Source organism: Vibrio coralliilyticus ATCC BAA-450, assembly GCF_000176135.1.
In the GTDB taxonomy this organism is placed as follows: domain Bacteria; phylum Pseudomonadota; class Gammaproteobacteria; order Enterobacterales; family Vibrionaceae; genus Vibrio; species Vibrio coralliilyticus.
On record NZ_ACZN01000018.1, the window covers coordinates 904119 to 930710 of the forward strand.

Genomic DNA, 26592 nt, shown 5'->3' on the forward strand with positions numbered 1-26592 from the left:
CAGCGGGTATTTTCTATCAGCTTGTCTTTATAGCTCTTCAATCAGTTCTTGAGCTTCTGACTTGTCTTGCTCAGCTTGTCCAAAGCCTCTTAGACCAACCACATGAACATGCTCATGGTCTTTAAATACTTTACGCACTAGCTTGTAAGTGGTGCCCTTCTCTGGGCTGATGTTTTCTGGTGCCGCAATCAACAATTGCATATCCAGACGGTCACACAGTTCAAACAGAGTCGAAATCGACTTAGCATCCAAACGCGCAGCCTCATCGAGGAACAACAGTCGACAAGGAACAATGTCTTTACTGCGTAAACGACGAGATTCTTCTTCCCAGCTCTGAACAACCATCAGAAGAATCGACTGACCCGTACCGATCGCTTCACCCGTAGACAATGCACCAGATTCCGCTTGTAACCAACCATCTGAACCGCGGCAGACTTCAACACTCAGCTCTAGGTAGTTGCGGTAGTCCAGCAGCTCTTCTCCCAGAACTTGCGGGCTGCGTTGCCCCATATCAATATGTGGGTTAACGCGCTGGAACAATTTCGCCATCGCCTCTGAGAAGGTATAGCGAGAGGTCTCAAACAAGTCTTTGTGCTGCTCTTGCTGTGAAGCTAGACCATGAAGCAAAATTTCGTGGCTTTCACGAATCTTCACATTCAAACGAACACCTTTTACCTGACCAAAGGCAATGTTCGACAAGCCTTGGTTTAGCATACGGATGCGGTTTTGCTCACGCTGAATCGTTTTCTTGATGATGCTAGCGACAGATTCAGAACTAATCGCAAGACGATTTTCACGTTGCGTCAGTTCTTCGGTCAATCGCGCCAGCTCCACTTCCATCTCTTCAATGGCCTCAACCGGGTCATCGGTATGGATGATATCCTGACGAATGCGTTCACGCAGATGCTGGTACACTGCGATATAGAACAATACCTTACGCTCAGGGCGTGCATTGTCTTCCGACAGACGCAGGGCATCACGTAAGTCATCGTTATCTGCCACCGCCAGACGTAACGCACCCAACGATTTATCCGACATCGAGCGTAGTTCATCCGCTGACATATAAGCAAGCTCACGTTTATGCAGACGACGTTCGACATCGTTTTCACGTGCTAAGCGCAGTACTGAGCACCAACCTGCTTTCGCTGCAACCACAAAGGTGCGCAGCTCAATGTACTCTTTCTGAACCTTCTTAAGACGTTTTGCCAGACCTTTCATTTCCAGCTCAGTCGACGTGATGGTACGCTCGTATTCACTCTTACGACTGCGTGACGTATGCAGACGTTCCTGCAGTTCATCTCGACGACGCATGGCGCGCTCTTGTGCGCCTTCGTCTGCAGTAACACCGAACTCTTGAAGCTCTTGCTTAAATTCTTGAACCGTTTCCTGCTTAGCCTGATGAGAACTCTTCAATGAAGCCAAGACTTGGTTGTACTGGTTCATCTGACCTTGAGATTGCTTCAGTTCGTCACGAGAACGTGTACGGTGCCTCTCCACTTCAACAAGCTTAGCTTTAAGCTGTTCACTCAGCTCGCTGCTCTTGTTGAGCAAGTCCACAGAGTCAGAATAAGCAAAGTGATGGCGACGTTCCACCAAGTCAGACAATGCAAAGATCTGCTTCTTAAGTTCCTGTAACTGAATATCCGCTGCCTTATATTCAGCTTCTAACGCATCGAATTGCTCAGGGTCGGCTTCAAGCGCTGAGGCGATTTTTTCCAGTTCAGCGACTGTTTTCGCGTGGCTGCTCAAAAATGCTTTCGCTTCAGACAGTTGAACGATTTTTTCTTCAAGCTCTTCGAAACGTAGTGTCAGTGAATCATCTTCAATCAGCGCCATCATTGGTGCTAACTTATCCAGCGATGACAACGCCTGCTTACTCGTTAACAACTGAGAACGTTGCTGCTGCTCTTTGGCATCCAAATCTGCCAGTACTCGTGACACTTGGTTGCGCTTCTCGCGAGCCACTGTCAGCGATTGCTCTGGATCCGCTTCAAAAGCAACCTGAATGTGCTTAGCAACGAAGTTGTTGAATGCCTGATATAGACGCTGAAGTTTTTGCGAATCGAACGCAGCTTTCGCATGCTGTTCAACCACTTCTTCTCGCTCATTACGTAGCAGCTCTAAACGTTGTTCACGCGCAGCACGTCCAAACAGAGGAATTTCTGGGAAGCGTGAGTAACGCATCTGGCGATCGTTCATGCGAACACAAACCGCCCCTTCCAGTTCTTCAGCATCAAATGAGCTGTCATCAAAGGCATCGATATCGCCTTCAATGATGTAAAGGTCTTCAGGACAATCGTCCAGCTCAATCAGCTTTTCTTCAATACCCGTTAAGTCAGACACCACAATCGCATGACGAGATGGACCGTACATCGCACTGAAATAAGGCGCATCGCCAATGGTGATATCGTCATAGATCTCTGAAAGCAGCACACCACCTAATGTATCAGCCAAGCCTTTCAGACGAGGATCATTGGAGCCACCCGGTGATGCTAACCGTTCAATTTCATTCTCTAAATGAGCACGGCGCTCAGCGAGCTTTTCTTTCGCCAATGACTGCTGCTTTTCTTGCTCCAGTACCACTTGCATGTGGGACATAACAGCCTGGCTGTCATACAGATCAGCACCACTTTGCTCTTTGAGCGTTTCCAACGCGTCGTGAGCTGCAATCCAAGTTGGCGCAATGGCTTCAAGCTTTTTGATTTCGCTAGCAGAATCCTGCTCTAAGCGACGCTGTTCGCTGCGCTGCTCACGTACCTCTTCCTGAGCCATCTCAAGCGATTCAACCTGCATAGCGTGACGTTCACGCTCCTGCTCAAAGGTTAACTCATCAACGAGCTCTGCATGATGTTGCTTCTGATACGCGTCGACTAACTCACAGGCCTGACGCTGTTGATTGAGATTACGTTCTAGATCTCTGTGCTGCGCTCGCCATTGTTGTTCATTTTGTGCAATTTGCTCAGCATCTCGCGCTTGACGAATCGACTCCTTTGCAACTTCAGCAGCATTTTTACGCTCCACTGAGTCGCCAGCAATCTTACGAACCAAGGTAAGCGCCGTCTCAAACTGCTCAACGGCAGCTGAAGACATATCCAGTTTGTGTTTCACCGACAGCAAAGCTGCCGTGCTTTCTGATTCCTGATTTTTCAGCTCAGAGACCAAGGAGTGTGCGCGCTCAGCAGTAAGGTCCTCATCCCCCAGCAAGGTTTTGGCTTTCTCAAGCGCTTGAACTGCTTGTTGGTATTGAAGTGCGCGGGTTTGCTGAACGTCCAACGCTTGCTGATAATCCGCTAACTGAGTCTTAAGGCTATCTACCTCTTCTTCTGCAACCGTCGCTTGCTCTTCCATCATCAGAACACGTTCTTGCGCTTCTTCAACGACCATCAACTGTTCTTCAAGTCGTTCGCTGAGCTCTTCAAGATCTTCTTGGTAGCGCTCGATCTTTTCCTGCTGACGCAACGCATTCTGGACAAGCTGTAAGTGGTCGGAAGCCGCTTGATAGTCTTGCTCTAAAGCCGACTCGGACTCCACCAGCAGTTCAAGCTCTTCTTGAACGCGATTAAGTAAATTGTTTTGCTCAACCAGTGTTTCACGTGAGCCAAACAATTCTGAGCGCAGAGATAGAGTCTGCTCAAGCTTGTTACGACGATCGTTTGCATGGCGCATGTAGTCAGCCGCCACGTAATTTGTCGATTCGGTGATCAGATGTTTAAACAGGTCTCGATCTGCTTGAGTGGTTTTGATCGCTTCAAGCGTCATGCGGTTTTCACGCAACGCCGATTCCATGTCTTGAAAAGCTTTCTTTACTCCGCCATTCTGAGGCAGTAGGTAATCGCGTAATGAGCGGGTAATCGCACTCGAAATACCACCGTACAGCGACGCCTCAATCAAGCGATAGAACTTAGAACGGTCACTGGAGTTACGCAATTTCTTAGGAATCACGCCAAATTCAAACATTTGTGCGTGGTATTCGACAATTGAATTGAAAGTCTTAAGCTGAACACCTTCGTGTTGCGCGACTGACTCTTTGATTGCGTTGATCTGACGAACACGCGCCTGAGTCGCAGAAACACTTTCAATCAGAATATCCGTCGGCTTCACACTGCTTGGCAGCCCTTGAATCACGAACGGTTTGATATCCACTTTCTTATCACGACCCGCGACCTGCTGCAGCTTAACCGCAAACAGTAAGCGCTGATTACGTGAATTCACAACATCCAATGCCGCATAACACGCACCTGGCTGCAATTTACCGTAGAGGCCTTTGTCACGTGAAGACTGGCTACTGCCCGCCTCGGTCGTATTTCGGAAATGCAGCAGCGTCTGGTCAGGTATCAAGGCTGTAATGAATGCCGCCATTGTGGTTGATTTACCTGCACCATTACCCCCGGATAACGTGGTAACTAAGCCATCAATGTCAAAGGTTCGTGCAAAGAAGCCGTTCCAGTTGACCATGGTCAGCGATTGATATTTACCTCTTTCAATCATGCTTCACCTTCTTCTAATTTTTCTGATTGAGATGACTCATCACCTTGTTCTGATTCTGCCAGTAAGCTGCCTTGGCTTGGCTCTTTGGTATGCACAACTGCTTCACCATCACGGATCAAGCGTAACTGCGCTTCACGCATGTCGTCGCCCACACGGACATCAGCACCAAAGCGGAATACCGATTCACTGATACTGAATTTACCGGTTTCGCCAATGTTGATGATCATGCCCAGACGGCGTAAACGACGCAGAGAAGTGCGAACTTTTTCAAACAGTTTTTCTTTATCTAAATCTGAACCAGTCGCACGGTTGGTGACCAGCTTCATCAGCTTTTTCTCATCAGATAAAGCCAACAGCTCTTCATACAGTTCCTGATTGGTAAAGATTCCCTCGTGAGCTAGACGCTCTGGGCTTAGGTAGAGGAAACACAAGACCTTGCCCACCAGCATGTCGAGCTCAGACAGCACACTGCGGTTAATCAGAGACGTAGAGCGAGGGCGAAGGTAGAAGAAACCTTCTGGTGCTTTGACCAACTCAGTGTTGTAGCGTTGGTAAAATGAAGAAAGCTCAACTTCAAAGTCAGACAGCAACGCGTGATTGTCGAGATCTTCGGTAGAAATATGACGTCCGGCACGAAGCATGCTGTCTAGCGCCGGGAAAAGTGGATTTGAAATCGCTTTTGCCAGATTTTCTGACATGTAATCATTAGTATCGGTCGATGACATTTGCTTGTACCTTTGCTCCGTATTCGTTAATTGCCTGCCAGTCTGGCTGAATCGCTTGATAATCCGATTCGGAGTAACCCAGACGTACTGCTTGATCAATGACGATACGAGCTAAATCGAAATGATGAGTGCGCGGATGCTGTGCTAGATAGTCGCGTAATACAGCTCCAAGATGGATAGCTGTACCCTGCTCTTTATGTACTTTGAGCATGTCACCTATGCGCTCAGAAAGCTCATCATTCACTTGTTGGAATTCTTCATACTCCACTTCCAGAGGCACTTGTCCGGTCACTTCGTCATCTCGAAGAACCAGTGCTTCATCGCGGAGATCGACTAACCTTTCTGCATCGGCATAAGTGAGATACCAAGGTGTGTCGAAGTAGTCTTTGACTGACTGACGCAAACGCGTGCTGAAGGCACGGTTCTTATCCATGTCAATTGCGGTGCGGATAAACTTATGGACGTGTCTGTCGTATCCAATCCATAAATCAATCGCTTGTTGGCCCCAGCTTGTGATGCGATCTAGTTTCATCTGTAAGCCAAACAAGGCCTCCTCAATAAATTCCAGTTCATCTTGTCCGTAAACAATTTCCTGAATATCAAGGATTTGAGTTTGTAGCTCGTCGCTGGCTGCTTGCAATGTATCTTGCAACTCACGCAAGGTGCTAGACGTTTCAGATAACAACTCTTCACAGTTGTTGATCGCTTCACGCCAATCTTTGTTCAGTAGCTCAGCAATCTGCACTTTGACGGACTGTTGCTGCTCATCCATAACACGTTGGTTGAGATCAATTTGATCGAATATCTCACCCACGGAATATTTGAGCACGCCATAAACGTTCTTTTTCCAGTGCCCCGGCGTCCCGCCTTGCTGAGCAGATTCAATCGCTTTCGCCATTTCATCCGCCACCATCGACAACTGAATTGAGAGGCGTAACTTAGAAAACTCACGATGGCGAACATAATAGTCCGTAATTCCAATCGCGAGCGGCGACAAGCGATAAATACTTGCGCCATCATTCACTTCACTGGTAAAGCGGCTAATCAGCCTCTGCTTTACCATCTCATTAATCGCGTTGTTAGCCCGAAAAGCCGACGCTTCTCCGGTATCCTCAAATAATCGAGTGACGATAGTAAATGCGTCGTGCAATTCACCTTCACCCAATTCTTCATCAAACCTCTCATTGCTAAGGACTGCAATAGCGATGAGAAATGCGAGACGTTCAGTCGGCAGGTTTAATGAGAAATCGTGCTGCTTTACCCAGCCAACCAATTCATCAATGGGTTGCTCAGCAGCGTTGAGAGTCATCTCACTCATTATTATTCCTGTTCTTCTTTCTTTTTGGCCCATACATGTATGTATCGGCCTAGCGAGAGGTAGGGCTCTTGTCGACACAGCTGTCGCTCAAGTGCCACCACATCTTCTGTCTTATAGTCGCCCATGTATTCTCTGTTTCCGATGTAATCACTAAAACAGCGAATACCAGCTTTGCCACAGATTTCAAAGCCAGCGTCCTCGATCCACTTGTAGACCTCTTCTGGTTTAAGCCCTTTCTGCGGCTGTAACTTAAATCGTTTTCGATGCGGCATACCCTCTAATACATGAGGAATGTTGCCACATACGACATTCTTGTAGACCAGACCATGATGGTTGTAGAACATGATGGAAGCTGCGCCCCCCGGTTTCACCTGCTCAAGCACCGTTTCTAAAGCGGGTTTCGGGTCTGCCAACCACTCCATCACAGCATGGAACATGGCCACATCAACGGGCTGCTCCAGATGCTCTGCAATGTTCTGAACTGGCGAATGAATCAAGCGATACTGCTCAAGCAAGCCATTTTTTTCAATATCCTGCTTGGCTAGTTGCAGCATTTCCAAAGATAGATCACATAAAGCGACGCGATGTCCGAGTTTAGCCAGCTTTTGCGACATTTGTGCTAAACCACCGCCAGCATCCAGCACATCGAGGCTTTTCCTGCTACCATTAACCGCACAAAGTAGTTGTTCAAGTTCTTCCCAAACAATGACTTGGCGTATCTCTCCTTTATCGGAGCCGTAGATGTTTTTTGCAAATTTGTGGGCAATATCGTCGAAATTGCGGTCTTCAGTCACGGCGGCTTAGGTTATCATGTCGAATCGTGCTGCTATTCTGTCATAAGAAAGGCAGATATAAAGAGGGATTCTCTTAAATTAAAATCAATTGGTGTTTTTTCGGACTATTTAAGTATGTTTGAGCTGAAAAAAATGGTGTCATCCCTTTTAATGCCTTTGCCAGCAATGCTGATCATCGGTTTTTTAGGTCTGATGCTGATTATGTTTACAAGGAAGCAAAAAACAGGCTGTTTTGTTGTTCTATTCTCTTTCATTGGCATTTTTCTCATTGCATTCCAGCCAGTTTCATCTCGTCTCCTGATGCCACTTGAGCGTCAGTATTCTGCATTTTTTCCTGTCGATGAGACGATCGACTACGTTATGGTCTTGGGCAGTGGTCATGTGGTGGATGATAAAATTCCGCCCACTTCTGAGCTTAGTCGCACCGGCCTGATGCGATTGGCAGAAGGTATTCGCATTATGCGCATCTATCCGGGGTCTAAATTGATCCTGTCTGGGTACGCCGGAGGGTCTGAAGTCAGTAACGCACGTATGATGGCGAAAGTGGCTCTAGCTCTGGGGGTTTCAAAATCCGATATTATTTTGCTCGAAACCGCAAAAGATACGTGGGAAGAGGCAAGGCAAGCGGCGGCATTTGTTAAACGCAAAAAGTTGGTTGTGGTGACATCAGCCAGCCATATGAAGCGCGCGCTGAATGAATTCCATTCTGCGGGCCTTAAACCTTACCCTGCTCCGACTAACTATTTGGCGCACGATAAGGTGACACAGGCTTGGGCAAAATACGCACCGAAGGCAGTCTATCTAGAGCAAACAGAGCGCTATTGGCACGAAACATTAGGCCGTATCTGGCAATCTCTGCGTGACTGGGCATCCGATTACGAAGAGAAAGCAATACAAGCTTCCGATAGTAATGTTTAATTAAAAAAATACCGAGGGCATGCCTCGGTATTTTTTTGCTTATCTGTTTAGGTCAATCACCCGCAAACATGTACCCTTCACCATGGACGGTAACAAAGATTTGTGGGTTCTTGGGGTCAAATTCCATCTTAGCGCGCATGCGTCGAATTAACACATCAATAGTACGATCATTAGGTGCATCGACTCTGTGACTAATCATATTAAGGATACGTTCACGGCTCAGTACTTGATTCGGGTATGAGGAAAGAGCTACTAACAGCTCGTATTCTGCTTTGGTCAGTTTCACGGGCTCGCCATTTTTACTCAGAGCGCGACGCTGAACATCGAAAGTCCATTCCGCAAAACGTACCACATTACCTTCATTTTTATGCTGCTCATTGACGTCGATGGCATTGCGAGCAGCGGCAATTCGCCACAATAGGTTTTTAACACGAACAAGCAGTTCACGAAGTTCGAACGGTTTGGTTACATAATCGTCTGCGCCCATTTCTAGACCTACGATTTTATCAATGCTATCCGTGCGTCCTGTTACCAGGATAATTCCAATATCCGACTGACTGCGAAGTTCGCGAGTGAGCATCAACCCATCTTCACCAGGAAGATTGATATCAAGCATCACTAAGTCAATCGCATGATTTTGTAGCGTGTCGCGCATTTGCTCGCCGCTTTCGGCTTCGCTGACCTGATAACCTTCATTTTGAAAGTACCCAACCAACTTGCTGCGAGTCACTGCGTCATCTTCAACTACTAATACGTGATAGCTCATTTACACCACTTAATTACACTTGGAATTGTCTTCACTTGTATTCTATTCATAATCAGTAACAATTCTAGTCTTTGTCCGCTTACTATCCAGAAACCTGAGTGTTTATTGATTCAAAACAAACCTAGTCTCTGGCGTTCATAACTTTCCATTTTTGCACTCAACCTGAAACAACCACCATTACCGCTATTCATTTTTATTCGTTAAACTAATAGGTAGAATTTTCAGGAGTCTGAACTAATGCAAGAAATCAAAGCATTCAACGAAAAACGTGCCGAAATATACTGGTGGCTGTCGAGCCTTTATGCCAAAGAGCTCACAGAAGATAACCTTCAGCAGTATCACTCAGCAGAGATCCGATCTTTCTTGACCGGACTTGGTGAAAACTCCCACCTTAAGCCAGCAATAGAGCGCGTAATTGACGCATTAAATCGACTGATGGATCGCGATGATGCACAACTGGAACTCGCCGCTGATTTCTGCGATTTGTTTCTAAAGTCAGATAAGGATTCCGCACTGCCTTACGCGTCAATGTACATTGGCAAGTCTGGCCTGCTCAATGATCAGCCTGCTACTGATATGGAAAAGCTGATGGCAGAGCATGGCATCGAGGTCGAAAAGGGTCTTAATGAACCAGCTGACCATATCGCTATTGAGCTCGATTTCCTTGGCAATCTGATCATCCGTTCTAATGAGTTAGAGCAAGACCGACATATGGAAGAAGCGTTTTCAGAGCAAGAGCAATTTATCCAGCAACAGCTCCTCAGCTGGATTCCACAATTTAGTAAAAAGTGTCAGGCGTTAGATGAGTTTGGATTTTATTCTGCAGTTTCATTGCTGTTGATCGCCTTTCTTGAGTTGGATTGTGCCTATCTGAAAGGCGAGTAACCATATAGTAATTGTGTGATACATAACTTATCACTGTTACGTTTTTTATTTGCTCTTCTGTTGTTTGCGGTCTAAAATCGTGACCGCAAACGATAAAAACGAATGAACTAGAGACAAACCGCTGAATACAGCGGTTTTTGTGTTTCTGATACTTTCTGCCAAATTATTCTACAATCTGAATATGCTTCCTGGCAGTCATCGACAGGACAGAACCTTATGGCCACTATAAAAGACGTGGCACGCTTAGCTGGCGTGTCTACTACAACCGTTTCTCACGTAATTAACAAAACTCGCTTTGTTGCTGAAGCGACTCAGGAAAAGGTAATGGAAGCCGTTACCGAACTGAATTACGCCCCCAGTGCTGTTGCCCGTAGCTTAAAGTGCAACAGTACACGCACCATTGGTATGCTTGTTACTCAATCTACCAATCTGTTCTTTTCTGAAGTCATCGATGGTGTTGAGAGCTACTGTTATCGTCAAGGCTACACTTTGATCTTGTGTAACACTGGTGGTATTTACGAAAAGCAACGCGACTACATTCGCATGCTGGCAGAAAAGCGTGTCGATGGCATTTTGGTTATGTGTTCTGACCTGACTGAAGAACTGAGCGAAATGCTGGACCGCCATAAAGACATCCCAAAAGTAGTTATGGACTGGGGCCCTGAGAGTTCTCAAGCCGATAAGATCATTGATAACTCAGAAGAAGGTGGCTACCTCGCGACGAAATACCTTATCGATAACGGTCACAAAGACATTGCTTGCTTAAGCGGACACTTTGAAAAGGCAGCTTGTCAGGAACGCATCCTAGGATTCCGTCGTGCAATGGATGAAGCGAATCTAACCGTGAAAGAAGATTGGATTCTTGAAGGTAACTTCGAATGTGATACTGCGGTATTAGCGGCAGACAAAATTGTCGCCATGGACGACAAGCCAACCGCAGTATTCTGCTTCAACGATACTATGGCACTTGGCTTAATGAGTCGTCTACAGCAGAAAGGTATTCGCGTACCTGAAGATATTTCTGTGATTGGTTACGATAACATTGAGCTTGCAGAGTACTTCTCACCACCGCTAACAACGGTTCACCAACCTAAACGTCGTGTTGGTAAAAACGCGTTTGAAATCCTTCTAGAGCGTATCAAGGACAAAGAACACGAAAAGCGTGTATTCGAAATGCACCCTGAAATTGTCGTGCGTGATACGGTGTACAACTTAAACAAATAGCATGCTCAATAGTCCGACTAATAACTCAATCTATTAGTCGGACATATCATTTTCACGCAATTTCCTTGAACCAAGATCACATTTGATCAATAGAGATGTGATACTTACCTCAAATTTTATTTATCCTTAAAATGTTCGACTAATGCCACGAACAGGGCAAACCACTTCGAAAGAGTGGGACGCAAAGCTTCCGGCCTGACTCAGGAGACTGAAAGGTAGCGGGGTTGCCGATGGGCAAAAATGCAAACGATCCGTATCGTTTAAAACAGTACACTGTAATTGTTATCTAGAGCTAAGTAACTAACGTGTGAGTTTTATTTCGGTATGACACCTTACTGACACTTTATCTGCATTATTTTGCTATTCTCTCGGACCTGAATTTGGTGGCGTATAATAATATACACCGAGATAACACAGCATGGATAAACCAATACTTAAAGACTCGATGCGGCTTTTTGATCAGCTTGGTCGTATAAAATCGCGTTCGATGTTCGGCGGATTCGGAATCTTCGCAGACGACACAATGTTCGCATTGGTGGTCAACGATAAGCTTCACATCCGCGCGGATGACAAACTGGCTAGTCAATTCAAATCTGAAGGCTTAGAACCCTACGTTTATAAAAAACGAGGTTTTCCGGTCGTTACCAAATATTTCGCTTTAACTGACGATGTGGCTTCCTGCCCAACTCGTGCTCTCGCCCTCGCACAAAGTGCATTGGCGATAGCTAAGAAAGAGAAAACGTCGCAGGCTAAAACACGACCAAATCGCCTCAAAGACCTACCGAACCTCCGTCTGGCAACAGAACGAATGCTAAAGAAAGCAGGTATCGATAGCGTTGAAAACCTTGAAGAGGCAGGTTCAGTAGAAGCGTTTAGGGCCATTCAGGCAACGCACTCTGCTGAGGTCTCTCTTGAATTGCTATGGGCGCTTGAAGGGGCGATTAACGGAAAACACTGGTCAGTGATTCCACCAGAGCGACGACAAGAGCTGGTCAACAAACTGAACAACTGATCGACAAAATTGATGAAAAGCCAACCACTCAGGTTGGCTTTTTTATTGTTTGTGAAATTTAATCTTTGCCAAACGGTTCTTATTTGTTAACAATTTTTATTGAGTCGAAAGCCTGAGACTCGAAACAGAGGAAGTCGTTATGAATAAGAAACTTGTGTTGGGTGTCCTGCTGGTTGGCCTGATCGTTTTTCTCGGTATTAACTTTGGTCAATACCTCACCTTAGAAAACGCGAAAGCCCAACAAATAGCGCTTTCTGAATACATCAATAACAACTTTGTGCTTGCAGCCGTTACTTATTTCTTGGCTTATGTCGCCATTACCGCCTTTTCGATCCCTGGTGCAGCGGTGGTCACTCTCCTCGGCGCAGCTTTGTTTGGTTTCTGGACCAGTCTACTACTTGTTTCTTTTGCCAGTACCATAGGTGCGACACTAGCCTTTTTGAGCAGTCGTTTCCTCTTGCGTGACTGGGTTCAGAGTAAGTTTGGTGACAAGCTGAATGCCATCAACCAAGGCGTTGAAAGAGACGGTGCTTTTTACTTGTTTTCATTGCGCCTGATCCCCGTGTTCCCGTTTTTCCTGATCAACCTTCTAATGGGTCTGACACCACTTTCAACAGCGAGATTTTATCTCGTTAGCCAGTTAGGTATGCTGCCAGGCACTGCGGTGTATCTGAATGCAGGTACACAATTGGCACAAATTGACAGCTTGTCAGGAATCGTATCTCCGTCTGTCTTAGCCTCATTCGCACTACTAGGGCTTTTCCCTGTCATTGCTAAATGGGTGATGGCAAAAATTAAAGGCGCGCCTCAAGCACAAAATGGGAGCCCTTCTTGAAGATATTCACCGCCAATAACCCACCAGAAGCTCACATTGTTTGCGAGCTTCTTAAATCAAACTGCATTCCATGTGAAGTGCGAGGAGAAGGTATGTTTGGCTTGCAGGGTGAAGTCCCTTTCGGTGAAAACTCCCAACCCTATATATGGCTTCTCGATAGCAAGATGTATAATCAAGCCAGCGCTATCATTGAACAATATATGCAGCAAACACTGGTTGGCTCGGAATGGCAATGTGAGGAATGCGGAGAAACTAACGAAGCACAATTCGCTATCTGCTGGCAGTGTGGTGCCGCTGGCCCTGCTTAGTTGGTAATGGCTTGTTGTTTAATGAAGGCAATAGAGTGTTGATTAAATTCTTCTGGACGCTCTACGTTGCACACGTGGCCACAATCGGGAATTTCCAGTAGCGTACTTTTCTGGTGCGCTGCGACCATTTCTTTGACCGGGCGAATAAACATGTAGTCCCTTTCCCCCATTAGATACAATGTAGGAATTGGTAATTCACGCTCTTTAAAGTATCGCATCATCGGATTCACATCAGCCGTGAGAATAAACCAACGTTTAAACTCTTTCTGGCATAGCTTCTTCGCTTCGCGGATAAACAGGTGGCGGGATTCTTTTTGTGTACGCTGTGGCATGACGATATAAGCAAATAAGCTGTACAACCACATATAAGGCACGATGTGCTTACACAAGTTACCCAGCTTCACCAAAACTTGTGAACGCGTGTTCAAACGCGTTACAGCGCCTCCTAGAACCATAGACTTAACCCGGCCAGTCGACATCTCTGCCAAGTTTCTTACGATAATGGTTCCTAAAGACATACCAACGAAATGCGCTGATGTAATCTTTAAATGGTCCAAAACCTTAAGAATATCCGCGGTAACCGCTTTGAATGTATAACGATTTGAGATCAACTCTTTGATGAAAGGGTTAGACTTACCGTGTCCACGAAGATCCACCAACAGTAAGTTAAAATGCTGTCGATAAGCTTTGATCTGCTTGAACCAGATAGATGAACTGCCACCTGCACCATGCACAAAAACCACCCACTCATTACTGGTTGGGTGCAAATATGTTTTATGGAAGAGAAGCGTTTCGCTCATATTCTCGCAATCAGTTAGGTCAATAATTTTGTGTCGGGCAGAGTATCACAAACTCTCTATCTTTTAAGTCAGCTTATGCCAATTAAGCCCACAATTACCACAAATTAACCCTAAATTTAACTCAAAAAAGGCGCCATATAGGCGCCTTTTTTCATAGTAATTGTTATCAATCTAATGCACTGTGATACAAACTCAAATACTCATCCGCCGCTTTGTTCCAGCAAAAATCTTGTTGCATTGCGTATAACTGAACACGCTTGAGTTCACCGGGCTGCTGAGCGTACAACAGCAATGAGCGTTGCAGCGTTAAAAGCAGTTCTTTAGGCTCTGGCAGTTCAAACACAAAGCCAGTAGCGGTCTCTGGATCAGCATCATAATCGTTAACACTGTCTTTTAATCCTCCAACACCCCGAACAATCGGCAATGTGCCATAAGCCATGCTGTAGATCTGGTTTAAGCCACAGGGTTCAAACTCAGACGGCATTAGGAAGAAATCAGACCCAGCTTCCACCAGATGAGCCAATTCGTTGTCGTAGGCCTCTATAAACTTGAACTTATCACTGTGTAAGGCTTCGATATCTTTAAGCTTAGATGCCAGAACTGGGTCACCTGTACCAACAATGACCAGCTGAACCTCATAACGCAAAAACTGGTCGAGTATCGGCAGTAAGTAATGGACACCTTTCTGGTTCGTCAGCCGACATACCATGCCATACACTGCGCCGTCATTTTCTGCTAAGCCAACGCGCTCCTGAAGAGCTCGCTTACAGGCTTTTTTGCCGCGCACCATACTTTGACGATTCGCCTTGTAATTGGTTGGCAAGTAATGATCAGTCTCCGGATTCCAAGCAGAATAGTCACAGCCGTTCAATATACCAACTAAGTCGCCTTCTCGCTGTTTGAACTCAGCAGCCATACCATGGCTACCTAGTTCTGTTTTGAGCTCTTCTGCATAAGTTGGGCTGACTGCATTGATCTTGTCAGCATTCATCACACCCGCTTTTAACATGGTTACGTGTGTTGAGCTTACTGCCGCGTCCGGTGCGTAGCGAGTATGCATTTCAGGCAAAACCTGAAGCTCCTCGTAGCTGAATACACCTTTAAATACCGCATTGTGCACAGACAGGATACTTCTGGTTTGTGCAAAAAAGTCTGTGCGGCCATATCGGTGTTTGAGCAGATAAGGGACAAATCCCGTATGCCAGTCGTTAGCGTGAATAATATCCGGTTGGAAACCCAGCTTAGGCAACATATCCAGACAGGCAGCACTAAAGAAAGCGAAGCGCTCACCATTGTCGCTGTATGCCTGATTGTTTTCGGCATACATCTCTGGACGATCAAAGTACTTAGGACAATCAATCGCGTAGGCTTTTAAGCCTGCAACGTGCAGCTCCCGAACCAAATACTCAGTATGAGGCCAGTGCGCGAGTGTCGTCTTCAACACCACTGGAGCTGATGTGACTTGAGGAATTTTTTGATAAGCAGGTAATGTTACTCGTACATCTTGATTAAGTTTGAGGAGAGCCTCGGGTAGCGCCTTGGCCACGTCGGCCAAGCCACCACTCTTGATGAGTCCTTCAACTTCCGATGCTACAAACAGAATAGATAAATTCTTAGTAGCCAATTCGTGCTCCTTTAGGAATGACAACAATACCATCATCAGAGACGTGGAAGTGCTTTTTGTCTTCCGTGAGGTTCACACCAATTTGCGTACCAGGTGCAATATCTGCGTCTTTGTCGATGATGACGCGACGTAGTACACAACCCTCGCCTACTTTCACGTCGCCCAAAAGGATACTTTCGCTAATATCACACGCAGATGCAATATTACTGCGGAAACCTAGTACAGATTTTTCGATTCGTGAGCCACGAACATAACTGCCGTTACATACTAGACTGTCAATGATCTGCACACGGCCATTATCCGAGTCAGTAAATGTTGCAGGCGGTAGTGCTGGGTAAAATGTGTGAAGAGGCCACTTTCGGTTATAAAGAGAGAATGGAGCATCTTTCTCAAGCAAGTCCATGTGCGCCTGCCAGTAGGCATCAATCGTACCGACATCACGCCAATAAACTTCTTCTTTCTCGCCAGTAATTCGGTTGGTACTGAAATCATAAACAAACACATCACCACGCGGGAACATTTTTGGAATGATGTCTTTGCCGAAATCGTGAGAAGAGTCTGGGTTATCCGCGTCTTCAATCAGTTCAGCAAACAGTGGTTGGGCTTCAAATACATAGTTACCCATTGAAACCAACGCATGTTGAGGATCACCAGGAATCGGCTTAGGCTGCGCTGGCTTCTCTTCAAAGCCGATCATTCGTCCATCTTCATCTACTTCAATAACACCGAACTGAGAAGCCTCAGACAGTGGCATACGCAATGCCGAAACCGTCAGTGATGCTTGTTTTTCTTTATGAAAATCGAGCATCTGTTTGATGTCCATTTTATAGATATGGTCAGAACCAAAGATGCACACTTGATCGGGCTCAGCCAACTCCATAAAACGTAAGTTCTGATAGATCGCATCCGCCGTGCCTTCATACCAACGTTTACCGGTGCGCATCTGCGCAGGGATTGGGTCGATGAATCGATCAGTGATGCCACTGATATTCCAACCTTTCTTAAGGTGATGGAACAGGGATTGGGATTTAAACTGAGTCAACACATAGATGCGCATCAAATCAGCATTAACGAAGTTGTTTAAAGCGAAATCAATAAGACGGTAACTACCGCCAAAAGGAACCGAGGGCTTGCTACGAGACTCTGTCAACGGACGAAGGCGTGAACCTTCACCACCAGCAAGGATCATTCCTAAAACACCAGCCATTATTTATTCTCCATAATAATTTTTAATTGCGGATAAGTTTCTATTTCGGGGACTTATCTTTGTCTTCCTAGTTGCTAGTCTGATTTCACGCAGACATACGATATGGAATGCTTAGCCTGTTTTTTCGAACATAAATCCATTTTATGTTTCGTCTAATAATCATCAATTCTTTGTGCACAGGGTTTACTATAAATTACCGTATTTCGTTAAATTTACAATTTAAAAGATGCTATACCTTGAACGCGACAAAGTTTACTTTGCCCTGCCCTGAAGCAGCTCACAGAATCAAGGGCTTTTAACACAAGCCGTTAACACGACGCATACAAAGTGGTGACTTTGATCGCAGTTCACAATTTATTGCCAAGATGATATTACGAGCAGATGGCAGTTTCATGAATCACCTAATCCGAATGCATTTCTTAGCTAATCCATTGTTCTGAACAATATCCATTGATTACTCAACGAATAATAAAAAAGCAGCCTAAAGAGGCTGCTTTTTTAAATGTAGGATTAATGGCTTTACTTTGCGGACTTCTTACGCTTATCGGTAATTTCCCATTTACCATCGATATACAACGCTGTGTAGCCTGATGGTTTGCCATCAACCTCAGATCGAACATAGTTCTCTTTCGATTTGCGGCTGAAACGCACTACCATAGGAAGACCGTCTGGATCTTTTTCAGGCGCTGTTGTCAGATAATGGAATTTAGGAGAAATACGATCTTTAAATCGAACCAACTCTTCTACAAGAGGAGCACGAGTTTCACGCGATTTAGGGAAAGTACTTGCCGCCAAGAACAGACCAGAAGCACCATCACGCAATACAAAGTATGCATCTGAGTTTTCACACGGTAACTCAGGAAGATGAACTGGGTCTTCTTTAGGCGGTGCAACTTCACCGTTTTTAAGGATTTTGCGCGTGTTCTTACATGTCTCGCTAGTACAGTCCATGTATTTACCAAAGCGACCGTTCTTCAGAACCATGTCACTGCCGCACTTATCACACTCAACGACAGGGCCATCGTACCCTTTCACCTTGTATTCGCCATGCTCAACGATGTAACCATCACAATTAGGGTTGTTACCACACACGTGTAGCTTACGCTTATCGTCGATCAGGTAAGCGTCCATTGCGGTTTCACAAATCGGACAACGCTTTTTCGCACGAAGTGCTGCTGTTTCAACGTCTTCTTCTAAAACGTTAATGATGCCTTCTTCGTCACCCAAATTGATGGTGGTCTTACAACGCTCTTTTGGTGGTAATGCATAACCTGAACATCCAAGGAATACACCTGTCGATGCTGTTCGGATACCCATTTCACGAGAACAAGTTGGACACTCGATATCGGTGTAGACGATATGGTTTGGCTTCATGCCACCATGATCTTCATCCTGCTCCGCTTTTTCCAGATCTCCAGTAAAGTCACCAAAGAAGTTATCCAGAACCTTCTTCCAGTTCGCTTCACCTTCAGCAATTTGGTCAAGCTTTTCTTCCATGCGAGACGTAAACTCATAGTTCATCAACTCATGGAAGCTATCATCCAAGCGATCCGTTACGATTTCACCCATTTTTTCAGCGTAAAATCGACGTTGTTCAACTTTAACGTAACCACGATCCTGAATGGTCGAAATGATAGACGCATACGTTGACGGACGGCCAATGCCTCTCTTCTCAAGCTCTTTAACCAAAGCCGCTTCAGTGAAACGTGCAGGCGGTTTGGTAAAGTGCTGTTTAGGATCTAATTGAATCAAATCAACCTTGTCACCAACCTGAACGGCAGGCAGGATCTGGTCTTCATTCTTACCTAGTGGACGTTGAACACGAGTCCAACCATCAAACTTAAGAATGCGGCCTTTGGCCTTAAGCGTGTACTCAGCAGCTTTGACGCTCACTGTCGTAGAATCATACTTTGCAGGTGTCATCTGACACGCGACAAACTGATTCCAGATAAGTGAATACAGTTTATGCGCATCCGCTTCCATGCCTTTCAGATCGTCAGCTTTAACTGCCACATCTGAAGGTCGGATTGCTTCGTGCGCTTCCTGCGCACCTTCTTTGCTGCCATACACATTAGGTTTAGCCGGAAGGTAAGCGTCACCGTACTCATCGCCAATGAATCCACGAACGGTTTCTACAGCTTCTGCGCTCAAATTCGTCGAGTCGGTACGCATATACGTGATATAACCCGCTTCATACAGACGCTGAGCTAACATCATCGTTTTCTTAACGCCGTAACCTAAACGAGTGCTGGCTGCTTGCTGAAGCGTTGACGTAATGAACGGAGCAGAAGGCTTGCTCGACGTTGGGCGGTCCTCACGTTTGCAAACTTCGTATGCTGCTTTTTCCAGCACAGCAATCGCTGACTGCGTTTCAGCTTCATTCGACGGCTTAAATGCCACACCATCTTTCTGGGCAACCTGAAGACGGAAATCCGTTTTGTTAGCAGTTTTAGTATCCGCGTGAATATCCCAAAACTCTTCTGGAACAAACGCTTTGATTTCGCGCTCACGCTCCACCAATAGTTTTACCGCCACCGACTGAACACGGCCAGCAGACAGGCCACGCGCGACCTTTTTCCACAACAGTGGTGAAACCATAAAGCCCACAACACGATCCATAAAGCGGCGTGCCTGTTGGGCGTTAACGCCATCCATACTAAGCTCACCCGGTTTCTGGAAAGCTTGTTGAATCGCGTTCTTAGTAATTTCGTTAAAGACAACTCGTTTGTATCGCTCTTCATCGCCACCGATGATCTCACGAAGGTGCCAAGCGATAGCTTCTCCCTCGCGATCCAAATCGGTTGCGAGATAGACGCTATCTGCGTCTTTCGCGAGCTTCTGTAGCTCAGCAACCACTTTTTCTTTACCAGGCAAGACCTGATAATTCGCTTCCCAGCCGTTAAATGGGTCGATGCCCATTTTTTTGATCAGCGCTTTGCGGTCTTTTTCTTTCTTGATTCGAGCTTTCTCTTCAACACTCAAACCTTTCGTAGAGACAGCCGCTGCCTTCTGGCCGGTACTCTGACCTGCGGTAGGTAGATCGCGTACGTGACCCACACTGGACTTAACAATAAAGTCCTTACCTAAATACTTATTGATGGTTTTAGCCTTAGCCGGCGACTCCACAATAACGAGTGACTTACCCATATTGACTCAAGTGTCCTTAATATGATTTCGGCGATTTAACGCACGACATACTTAATATATTGCTTCTTTTTTTACTATTGAGCGAGAAACCAAGAAGATCAATATCTTTTTTTAAATTCAACATTGACTGGTCGACAATTCGACGAATGGTAATTGTCTCGATGCTTAGAAAGTGCCACATACTAAACGTGGCAAAGATGCTTCCGCTAGTACAACAAAAAAATTTTTGCCTTCGGTCACAAAACCCATCGCATTGCCCGTTTAACATTGGGACAAGCTAGATTGATCTGACGCAATTGCTTTCGTTATTAACCCTTCTACAATCCCCTCTATTATATAAACGCGTTGATAAGCGAGTGATAAATATGAGCGAGAAGAAAGTCATTTCCAAATTCGAATTGTTGCTGATAGCCAACCACATCATTCAGGAGCATGAAGACTATGTTGAAGGAATGCGAGCAGACAGCGTCGAAGAAAAAGATGAAGTTTTAGTATTCAAAGGAAATTACTTTTTGGATGATGCAGGTCTGCCAACAGCAAACACTACCGCTGTATTTAATATGTTCAAATACTTAGCGCATCAACTGTCGAAAGAATTTACCTTAGAAAATTAGAAAGCAGAATAAAACCCTGATGACGAGCATCAGGGTTCATTATGTTAGCAGCTCAGTGAAGCCAGCTTGTCAAAGTAATCAGGGAAGGTCTTTGACGTACATTTCGGGTCATTGATCGTTACAGGTGTATCACTCAACGCAACCAGAGAAAAACACATCGCCATACGATGATCATCATAGGTATCAATAGCCGCATGAGTTAGCTGTTGAGGTGGTGTCACAACGATGTAATCTTCGCCTTCTTCCACTTCTGCGCCTACTTTGCGCAACTCTGTTGCCATCGCTGCTAAACGATCAGTTTCTTTCACTCGCCAGTTGTAGACATTACGGATCGCCGTTGTGCCTTTAGCGAACAGTGCGGTAGTAGCAATTGTCATTGCAGCATCAGGGATATGGTTGAAGTCCATATCAACCGCATTCAGTTCGCCAACACGAGAGATAACGTAGTCGTCACCCCATTCGATTTCAGCACCCATCTTTTCTAGCGCATCAGCAAATTGGATATCACCCTGGATGCTCTTCTTACCAATCCCTGTTACTTTAATTTCGCCACCCTTAATAGCAGCAGCAGCCAGGAAATAAGAAGCAGAAGAGGCGTCGCCTTCGACCAGAAAATCACCCGGAGCAACGTAAGACTGACCTTTACGGATGACAAATTCCTGATAGTCATTGTTCTCTACTTCAACACCGAACTGCGACATGATGTGCAGAGTAATATCGATGTATGGCTTCGACACCAACTCACCAACGATTCTAATGGTTACATCGTCTTGTGCCAACGGCGCAGACATCAAGAATGCCGTCAGGAATTGACTTGAGATCGAACCGTCAATTTCAACCGTACCGCCCTTCAGGCCCGTTCCTTTAATTTTCAGTGGAGGAAAGTCTTCATTTTCTAGGTATTCAACATCAGCACCAGCCTGACGAAGGGCTTCAACTAGGTGGCCTATCGGGCGCTCTTTCATACGAGGCTCGCCCGTCAGCACATACTCTCCGCTACCCAAACATAAAGCAGCAGCGAGAGGTCGCATTGCCGTACCTGCATTACCTAAGAAGAGCTCTAATGCTTCCGGAGCATCAAAGGCTTTACCTAGCCCTTCCACTTCGCAAACCGTTTTGTCTTGCGACAACGTATAATTCACACCAAGTTGAGTCAGTGCATTCAGCATATGGCGAATGTCGTCACTGTCTAGAAGGTTAGTTAGACGAGTCGTCCCTTTAGCGAGTGCTGCTAGCAATAACGCACGGTTAGAAACGCTCTTAGAACCGGGTAAGTTGACCTCACCATTGACTTTGTTGATAGGTTGTAACGTAAGGCTTTCCATTAAATTCAGTTATTCCTTGATCGCTTTGCCTTCCTAAGCAAGCGATGAAAAATTCTTCGTAGTTGCAGCCTATCTAAAATCGACATCTAAAACTAGACCAAAATCACAATTAGTCGTGATCTTTTATTTGGCTTATGCAATAGCAATACACAGGGCGAATCAATACTCTTTATCAACTCTAACACCGTTATCGAAATACAGGATTCGTATCTTGTCGCCCCGCTCAAACAACATAGTGTTGTCGACATCCTGAATGACATCGATCAGCTTATCGTCGTCCGTTTTTATCAACAATTCGACCAGCTTGTACTCCACTTTATATTCTTGATTAGCGCGATTGTGTGCAATGCCTGCTCCTGCCACAGCGCCAACGCCAGTGGCGACTTGTTTGCCGGTCCCACCACCAAATTGATTGCCGATAACGCCGCCCACGACAGCACCAAGCAGCGTTTCCCAGCCAGAAGATTCAGCTTTAACAATATCTTGTTGAGTGAGATAGCGAACGGAATCAACTTCACCAAACACGACTTGATTCACAGGTCTGGCTTGATTTCTCTCATATGCTGCATTGGCAACGAGCGGAAAAATGAATAAGATCCAAAGCCATTTTTTCATCATAGTTCTCCTGCGTCATGGCGATTTATTTAACTGAACTCGACGAAGACAAACTTTGGTTTCCATCTCCATACGAAGCCCTAAATGATCCAAATGGGTTGCTTGCATTCGGTGGCGACCTGTCTCCTGACCGTCTATTGCTCGCTTACCAGAATGGGATTTTCCCTTGGTATGGGCCAGGTGAGCCTCTTCTTTGGTGGAGTCCATCACCGAGAGCAGTGTTTGATCCTAAGACATTCAAACCCGCTAAAAGTCTTAAAAAGTTTCAGAAAAAGCATCAATATCAGATCAGCATCAACCTTGCGACCGAGGCTGTTATCGATCATTGCGCATCAATGCGGCCAGAACACGAAACCTGGCTCAATGAAGAAATGCGCGCATCATACAAGAAACTGGCAACGCTAGGGCACTGCCATTCAGTGGAAGTGTGGAAAGATGAAGCGCTTATTGGGGGCTTGTACGGCCTATCTATAGGACAGGTTTTCTGCGGCGAGTCGATGTTCAGCCGAGAAACCAACGCTTCCAAGGTCGCGTTATGGTATTTCTGCGAACATTTTAAGTCGATGAAGGGGCAATTAATCGATTGTCAGGTGATGAATCCACATTTGAAATCCCTTGGTGCTCAGGAACTCGATAGAGATGACTTCATGCAAAGCCTGCTATCCTTAAGACAGGAAAAGGTTGTTGAAAACAGCTTTAAAGCTCAGTGGCTTGAGCTGTCTTCAGGGGAGAATCAATGAGTTCTGATCTGCAACAAATCCGTATCGGGTTAACAGATAGTCACCCTTGTAGTTATCTTCAAGACAAGCAAGAACGTGTTGCTGTGGCCCTAGATCCAACCATGCACACAGTATCAAGTTATGAAGTTCTGCTGGCGAATGGCTTTCGTCGTAGCGGTGATACGATATATAAACCTCATTGCGATCAGTGCCAATCTTGCCAAGCTCTTAGAGTCTCTGTGCCTGACATCCAGCTTTCAAAGAGTCAAAAACGCTTAAGAAATAAAGCCAAACACCTAAAATGGGAATTACGAGATGAAATGATTCCAGGCTGGTTTGAGCTCTATTCAAAGTATATTGAGGCTCGCCATAGCAATGGCACCATGTACCCGCCTAAACAAAATGAGTTTGCCCAGTTTTCACAATGTCACTGGCTCAATACTCAATATCTGCATGTTTATGACCAAGATCGACTCATTGCCATAGCAGTAACTGATATTTTGTCCAACTCAGCCAGCGCGTTTTACACCTTTTTTGACCCAGATTACGAATTATCTTTGGGGACACTGGGGGTGTTGTTTCAGCTCGAATACTGCCAGCAGCAAGGAAAACAGTGGCTCTATTTGGGTTATCAGATTGACGAATGCCCTGCAATGAATTACAAAGTCCGCTTTCAGCGCCATCAAAGGCTAGTAAATCAGCGTTGGCAAGGGTAGAATACGCCCCAACTTTACTTATTTCATTTTTATCGGCGAAATTAGCCGGTTGAAATTATCCATTTTTAAAAGAGGATTAAATGGCTAAAGAAGACGTAATTGAGATGCAAGGCACTGTCCTTGATACTCTTCCAAACACAATGTTCCGTGTTGAGCTAGAAAACGGTCACGTAGTTACTGCTCACATCTCTGGTAAAATGCGTAAGAACTACATCCGTATTCTTACTGGTGACAAAGTAACTGTAGAGATGACTCCATACGATCTATCTAAAGGTCGCATCGTCTTCCGTGCTCGTTAATCTCTGATTGCTTTGCGCAATCCGAATTAGTCGAATACAACAAAAAACGGAGCTCAAAGCTCCGTTTTTTGTTGTCTAGTATTTGTGCTGCTATTTACCGAGCGCTTCTTTGTAATGCTGACGGCACACTGAGACGTAACGGTCGTTACCACCAATCGCTACCTGATCACCTTCAGCAATGGCGTTTCCGTGTTCATCCGTACGAATAACCATGTTCGCCTTGCGTCCACAGTGACAAATAGTTTTCAGCTCAATCAGCTTATCTGCCCAAGACAAAAGGTATTTACTGCCTTCAAATAACTCGCCCAGAAAATCCGTTCTCAAGCCATAACACAGCACTGGGATATTCAGCTTGTCCACCACTTCTGTCAGCTGGTAAACCTGCTCTTTAGTCAAAAACTGGCATTCATCAACCAAAATACAGTGGCGCTTTTCCACCTCGTTTAAGGCGGCAATATCCTGATAGAGATCAGAGTCATGGCGGAACAGTTGAGCATCCGACTGCAAGCCGATACGAGAGCTCACTTTACCGACACCATATCGGTCATCTAACGCAGCGGTAAAAATCACGGGCGTCATGCCTCGTTCTTGGTAGTTAAATGAGGATTGAAGAAGAGTGGTGGATTTACCCGCATTCATCGCAGAGTAATAGAAGTACATCTGAGCCACTGATTGCTACCCATATAAATGTATAAATAAAAAGAAAAAGGGCTGAATCAACAGCCCTCAACAAAATTCAGTTACTTACGGCGCCAAGTCGTCCCTTCTGGGCCATCTTCAAGCACGATTCCCATCTCAGTTAACTTGTCGCGCGCCATATCGGCATTTGCCCAGTCTTTAGACGCACGCGAGTCGTTACGCAGTTTAATAAGCCCTTCAATCTCAGCCACTTCATCATCATTACCTGCATCACCTTTCAAGAACGCTTCTGGTTCTTGATGAAGGATACCTATCACATCTGCCAATTCACGCATTAATGAACCCATCGCACTCGCCTGCTCTAAGTTATCGTTCTTAATGCGGTTAATCTCGCGAGCCATGTCAAACAACACTGAATATGCTTCTGGCGTATTGAAGTCATCGTTCATCGCTTCGGTAAAGCGCTTAACGTACTCTTCACCACCAGCTGCTGGGACTGTTAGGTCCAAACCACGTAGCGAGGTGTATAGGCGCTCAAGAGATGCACGAGCCTGATTCAGGTTTTCTTCACTGTAGTTCAGTTGGCTACGGTAATGACCTGACATTAGGAAATAGCGAACCGTTTCGGCATCATAATGACCAAGCACATCGCGAATGGTAAAGAAGTTACCCAGTGACTTCGACATCTTCTCTTTGTCGACCATCACCATGCCACTGTGCATCCAAGTATTCACGTATTGAGTGTCGTGAGCACAGCATGACTGAGCAATTTCATTTTCGTGATGCGGGAATTGAAGATCCGAGCCACCACCGTGAATATCGAAATGATTACCTAGGATTGATGAGTTCATTGCTGAACACTCAATATGCCAACCTGGACGACCCGCGCCCCATGGCGATTCCCATGTTGGCTCGCCTGGCTTTGACATTTTCCACAGCACAAAGTCTAGCGGACTGCGCTTTGCGCTTTCTACATCGACACGAGCGCCAGCCTGAAGCTGATCTAAATCTTGTTTAGATAACTTACCGTATTCGTCGAACTGGCCAACTTCAAACATGACGTCACCGTTGTCAGCAACGTATGCAAAACCGCGCTCGATCAGTTTTTCAACCAGCTCGATAATTTCAGCAATAAATTCTGTCGCACGTGGCTCAACATCTGGGCGCTTCATATTCAGAGCGTCAAAGTCAGCGTGCATTTCACCAATAAGGCGCTCTGTTAAAGAGTCACAGCTCTCGCCGTTTTCATTGGCGCGCTTGATGATCTTATCGTCGATATCGGTGATGTTACGAACAAAGGTCAGATCATAGCCAAGGTAACGCAGGTAACGAGACACTACGTCGAAAGAAACGAATGTACGACCATGACCGATGTGACAGAGATCGTAGATGGTTACTCCACAGACATACATGCCAACTTTGCCAGCATTGATTGGTTTGAATTCCTCTTTCTGTCTTGTGAGTGTGTTATATATCTTTAACATGATCTCTATCTAATTATTTAGGTGAAACAAAATAGTGGCTCAGTATACCAATATGCTTACCTTCAGGTCATCCCTGAAATGCTTAAAAAGACACCACCAAACTCATTATTCACCTCTAGAGAGCCACTTT

23 protein-coding genes and 1 riboswitch are annotated in these 26592 nt (G+C 45.5%); of the genes, 10 read left to right on the forward strand and 13 right to left on the reverse strand.

What is annotated here, in order from left to right; genetic code table 11:
* Positions 1 to 27: 27 nt before the first annotated feature.
* Genes mukB through cmoM form a run of 4 tightly spaced genes read right to left on the reverse strand, consistent with a single transcriptional unit; the run spans position 28 to position 7325 of the window.
* Complete coding sequence (gene mukB, locus VIC_RS23515) at positions 28 to 4488, reverse strand: chromosome partition protein MukB (RefSeq protein WP_006962902.1); 4461 nt, start codon at positions 4486 to 4488, stop codon at positions 28 to 30.
* Positions 4485 to 5213: a chromosome partition protein MukE gene (mukE, locus tag VIC_RS23520; RefSeq protein ID WP_006962903.1), complete on the reverse strand. Its 729-nt coding sequence runs from the start codon at positions 5211 to 5213 to the stop codon at positions 4485 to 4487. Before mukE ends, mukB begins: the two co-directional genes overlap by 4 nt.
* Positions 5194 to 6531 (reverse strand): chromosome partition protein MukF, encoded by a 1338-nt coding sequence (gene mukF / locus VIC_RS23525; protein WP_006962904.1) that lies wholly within the window; start codon positions 6529 to 6531, stop codon positions 5194 to 5196. The genes mukE and mukF overlap by 20 nt, the downstream gene beginning before the upstream one ends.
* Before the next feature lie 2 nt (positions 6532 to 6533).
* On the reverse strand, positions 6534 to 7325 hold the full coding sequence (gene cmoM / locus VIC_RS23530; RefSeq protein WP_006962905.1) for a tRNA uridine 5-oxyacetic acid(34) methyltransferase CmoM: 792 nt from the start codon (positions 7323 to 7325) through the stop codon (positions 6534 to 6536).
* Positions 7326 to 7439: 114 nt separating this feature from the next.
* Between cmoM and elyC the strand changes: the two genes are divergently transcribed.
* Positions 7440 to 8243, forward strand: coding sequence for an envelope biogenesis factor ElyC (gene elyC / locus VIC_RS23535; RefSeq protein WP_006962906.1), 804 nt, complete (start codon positions 7440 to 7442; stop codon positions 8241 to 8243).
* A 52-nt stretch (positions 8244 to 8295) separates the two neighbouring features.
* Here the strand turns inward: elyC and torR are convergent, their stop codons facing one another.
* Positions 8296 to 9009 (reverse strand): two-component system response regulator TorR, encoded by a 714-nt coding sequence (gene torR / locus VIC_RS23540; RefSeq protein WP_006962907.1) that lies wholly within the window; start codon positions 9007 to 9009, stop codon positions 8296 to 8298.
* Positions 9010 to 9246: 237 nt separating this feature from the next.
* Here torR and torD point away from each other — a divergent pair, with 237 nt between their 5' ends.
* The 5 genes from torD to VIC_RS23565 all read left to right on the forward strand — a co-directional run bounded on the left by torD (position 9247) and on the right by VIC_RS23565 (position 13273).
* Positions 9247 to 9894 carry a molecular chaperone TorD gene (gene torD, locus VIC_RS23545; RefSeq protein WP_006962908.1) on the forward strand — a complete coding sequence of 216 codons (648 nt, stop codon included), beginning with the start codon at positions 9247 to 9249 and terminating at the stop codon, positions 9892 to 9894.
* A gap of 216 nt (positions 9895 to 10110) precedes the next feature.
* Complete coding sequence (gene purR, locus VIC_RS23550; RefSeq protein WP_006962909.1) at positions 10111 to 11118, forward strand: HTH-type transcriptional repressor PurR; 1008 nt, start codon at positions 10111 to 10113, stop codon at positions 11116 to 11118.
* Positions 11119 to 11263: 145 nt separating this feature from the next.
* Positions 11264 to 11350: riboswitch (cyclic di-GMP riboswitch) on the forward strand.
* Positions 11351 to 11536: 186 nt separating this feature from the next.
* Positions 11537 to 12130: a TfoX/Sxy family DNA transformation protein gene (locus VIC_RS23555; protein WP_006962910.1), complete on the forward strand. Its 594-nt coding sequence runs from the start codon at positions 11537 to 11539 to the stop codon at positions 12128 to 12130.
* A 139-nt stretch (positions 12131 to 12269) separates the two neighbouring features.
* On the forward strand, positions 12270 to 12965 hold the full coding sequence (locus VIC_RS23560; protein WP_006962911.1) for a TVP38/TMEM64 family protein: 696 nt from the start codon (positions 12270 to 12272) through the stop codon (positions 12963 to 12965).
* Positions 12962 to 13273: a putative signal transducing protein gene (locus tag VIC_RS23565; RefSeq protein ID WP_039952560.1), complete on the forward strand. Its 312-nt coding sequence runs from the start codon at positions 12962 to 12964 to the stop codon at positions 13271 to 13273. Before VIC_RS23560 ends, VIC_RS23565 begins: the two co-directional genes overlap by 4 nt.
* On the opposite strand, the gene VIC_RS23570 is transcribed toward VIC_RS23565, so the two are convergent.
* The 4 genes from VIC_RS23570 to topA form a co-directional block, all read right to left on the reverse strand.
* Complete coding sequence (locus VIC_RS23570) at positions 13270 to 14073, reverse strand: alpha/beta fold hydrolase (RefSeq protein ID WP_006962913.1); 804 nt, start codon at positions 14071 to 14073, stop codon at positions 13270 to 13272. The two genes, VIC_RS23565 and VIC_RS23570, sit on opposite strands and share 4 nt — an antisense overlap.
* A gap of 166 nt (positions 14074 to 14239) precedes the next feature.
* Positions 14240 to 15697 carry a glycogen synthase GlgA gene (gene glgA / locus VIC_RS23575; protein ID WP_006962914.1) on the reverse strand — a complete coding sequence of 486 codons (1458 nt, stop codon included), beginning with the start codon at positions 15695 to 15697 and terminating at the stop codon, positions 14240 to 14242.
* Positions 15687 to 16904, reverse strand: coding sequence for a glucose-1-phosphate adenylyltransferase (gene glgC, locus VIC_RS23580; protein WP_006962915.1), 1218 nt, complete (start codon positions 16902 to 16904; stop codon positions 15687 to 15689). The genes glgA and glgC overlap by 11 nt, the downstream gene beginning before the upstream one ends.
* A 519-nt stretch (positions 16905 to 17423) precedes the next feature.
* Complete coding sequence (topA, locus tag VIC_RS23585) at positions 17424 to 20051, reverse strand: type I DNA topoisomerase (protein WP_006962916.1); 2628 nt, start codon at positions 20049 to 20051, stop codon at positions 17424 to 17426.
* A 365-nt stretch (positions 20052 to 20416) separates the two neighbouring features.
* On the opposite strand from topA, the gene VIC_RS23590 reads away from it, so the two are divergent.
* Positions 20417 to 20665: a YciN family protein gene (locus tag VIC_RS23590; RefSeq protein ID WP_006962917.1), complete on the forward strand. Its 249-nt coding sequence runs from the start codon at positions 20417 to 20419 to the stop codon at positions 20663 to 20665.
* A gap of 44 nt (positions 20666 to 20709) precedes the next feature.
* On the opposite strand, the gene aroA is transcribed toward VIC_RS23590, so the two are convergent.
* Together aroA and VIC_RS23600 are read right to left on the reverse strand one after the other, a co-directional pair.
* Positions 20710 to 21990: a 3-phosphoshikimate 1-carboxyvinyltransferase gene (gene aroA / locus VIC_RS23595; RefSeq protein ID WP_006962918.1), complete on the reverse strand. Its 1281-nt coding sequence runs from the start codon at positions 21988 to 21990 to the stop codon at positions 20710 to 20712.
* A gap of 159 nt (positions 21991 to 22149) precedes the next feature.
* A complete protein-coding gene (locus VIC_RS23600; RefSeq protein ID WP_019277764.1) occupies positions 22150 to 22605 on the reverse strand; it encodes an outer membrane lipoprotein in 456 nt (151 codons plus the stop codon).
* Between the two features lie 17 nt (positions 22606 to 22622).
* Here VIC_RS23600 and aat point away from each other — a divergent pair, with 17 nt between their 5' ends.
* The 3 genes from aat to infA all read left to right on the forward strand — a co-directional run bounded on the left by aat (position 22623) and on the right by infA (position 24339).
* Positions 22623 to 23345, forward strand: a complete 723-nt coding sequence (gene aat / locus VIC_RS23605) for a leucyl/phenylalanyl-tRNA--protein transferase (protein ID WP_006962920.1) — start codon at positions 22623 to 22625, stop codon at positions 23343 to 23345.
* The gene (locus tag VIC_RS23610) at positions 23342 to 24040 is read left to right on the forward strand and encodes an arginyltransferase (protein WP_006962921.1); all 699 of its coding nucleotides are present in this window, start codon (positions 23342 to 23344) and stop codon (positions 24038 to 24040) included. The genes aat and VIC_RS23610 overlap by 4 nt, the downstream gene beginning before the upstream one ends.
* A gap of 80 nt (positions 24041 to 24120) precedes the next feature.
* Positions 24121 to 24339 (forward strand): translation initiation factor IF-1, encoded by a 219-nt coding sequence (infA, locus tag VIC_RS23615; protein WP_001040192.1) that lies wholly within the window; start codon positions 24121 to 24123, stop codon positions 24337 to 24339.
* A 90-nt stretch (positions 24340 to 24429) separates the two neighbouring features.
* Here the strand turns inward: infA and VIC_RS23620 are convergent, their stop codons facing one another.
* The gene (locus VIC_RS23620; protein ID WP_021454953.1) at positions 24430 to 25008 is read right to left on the reverse strand and encodes a thymidine kinase; all 579 of its coding nucleotides are present in this window, start codon (positions 25006 to 25008) and stop codon (positions 24430 to 24432) included.
* Between the two features lie 71 nt (positions 25009 to 25079).
* Positions 25080 to 26462 (reverse strand): cysteine--tRNA ligase, encoded by a 1383-nt coding sequence (gene cysS / locus VIC_RS23625; protein ID WP_006962923.1) that lies wholly within the window; start codon positions 26460 to 26462, stop codon positions 25080 to 25082.
* Positions 26463 to 26592: the final 130 nt, after the last annotated feature.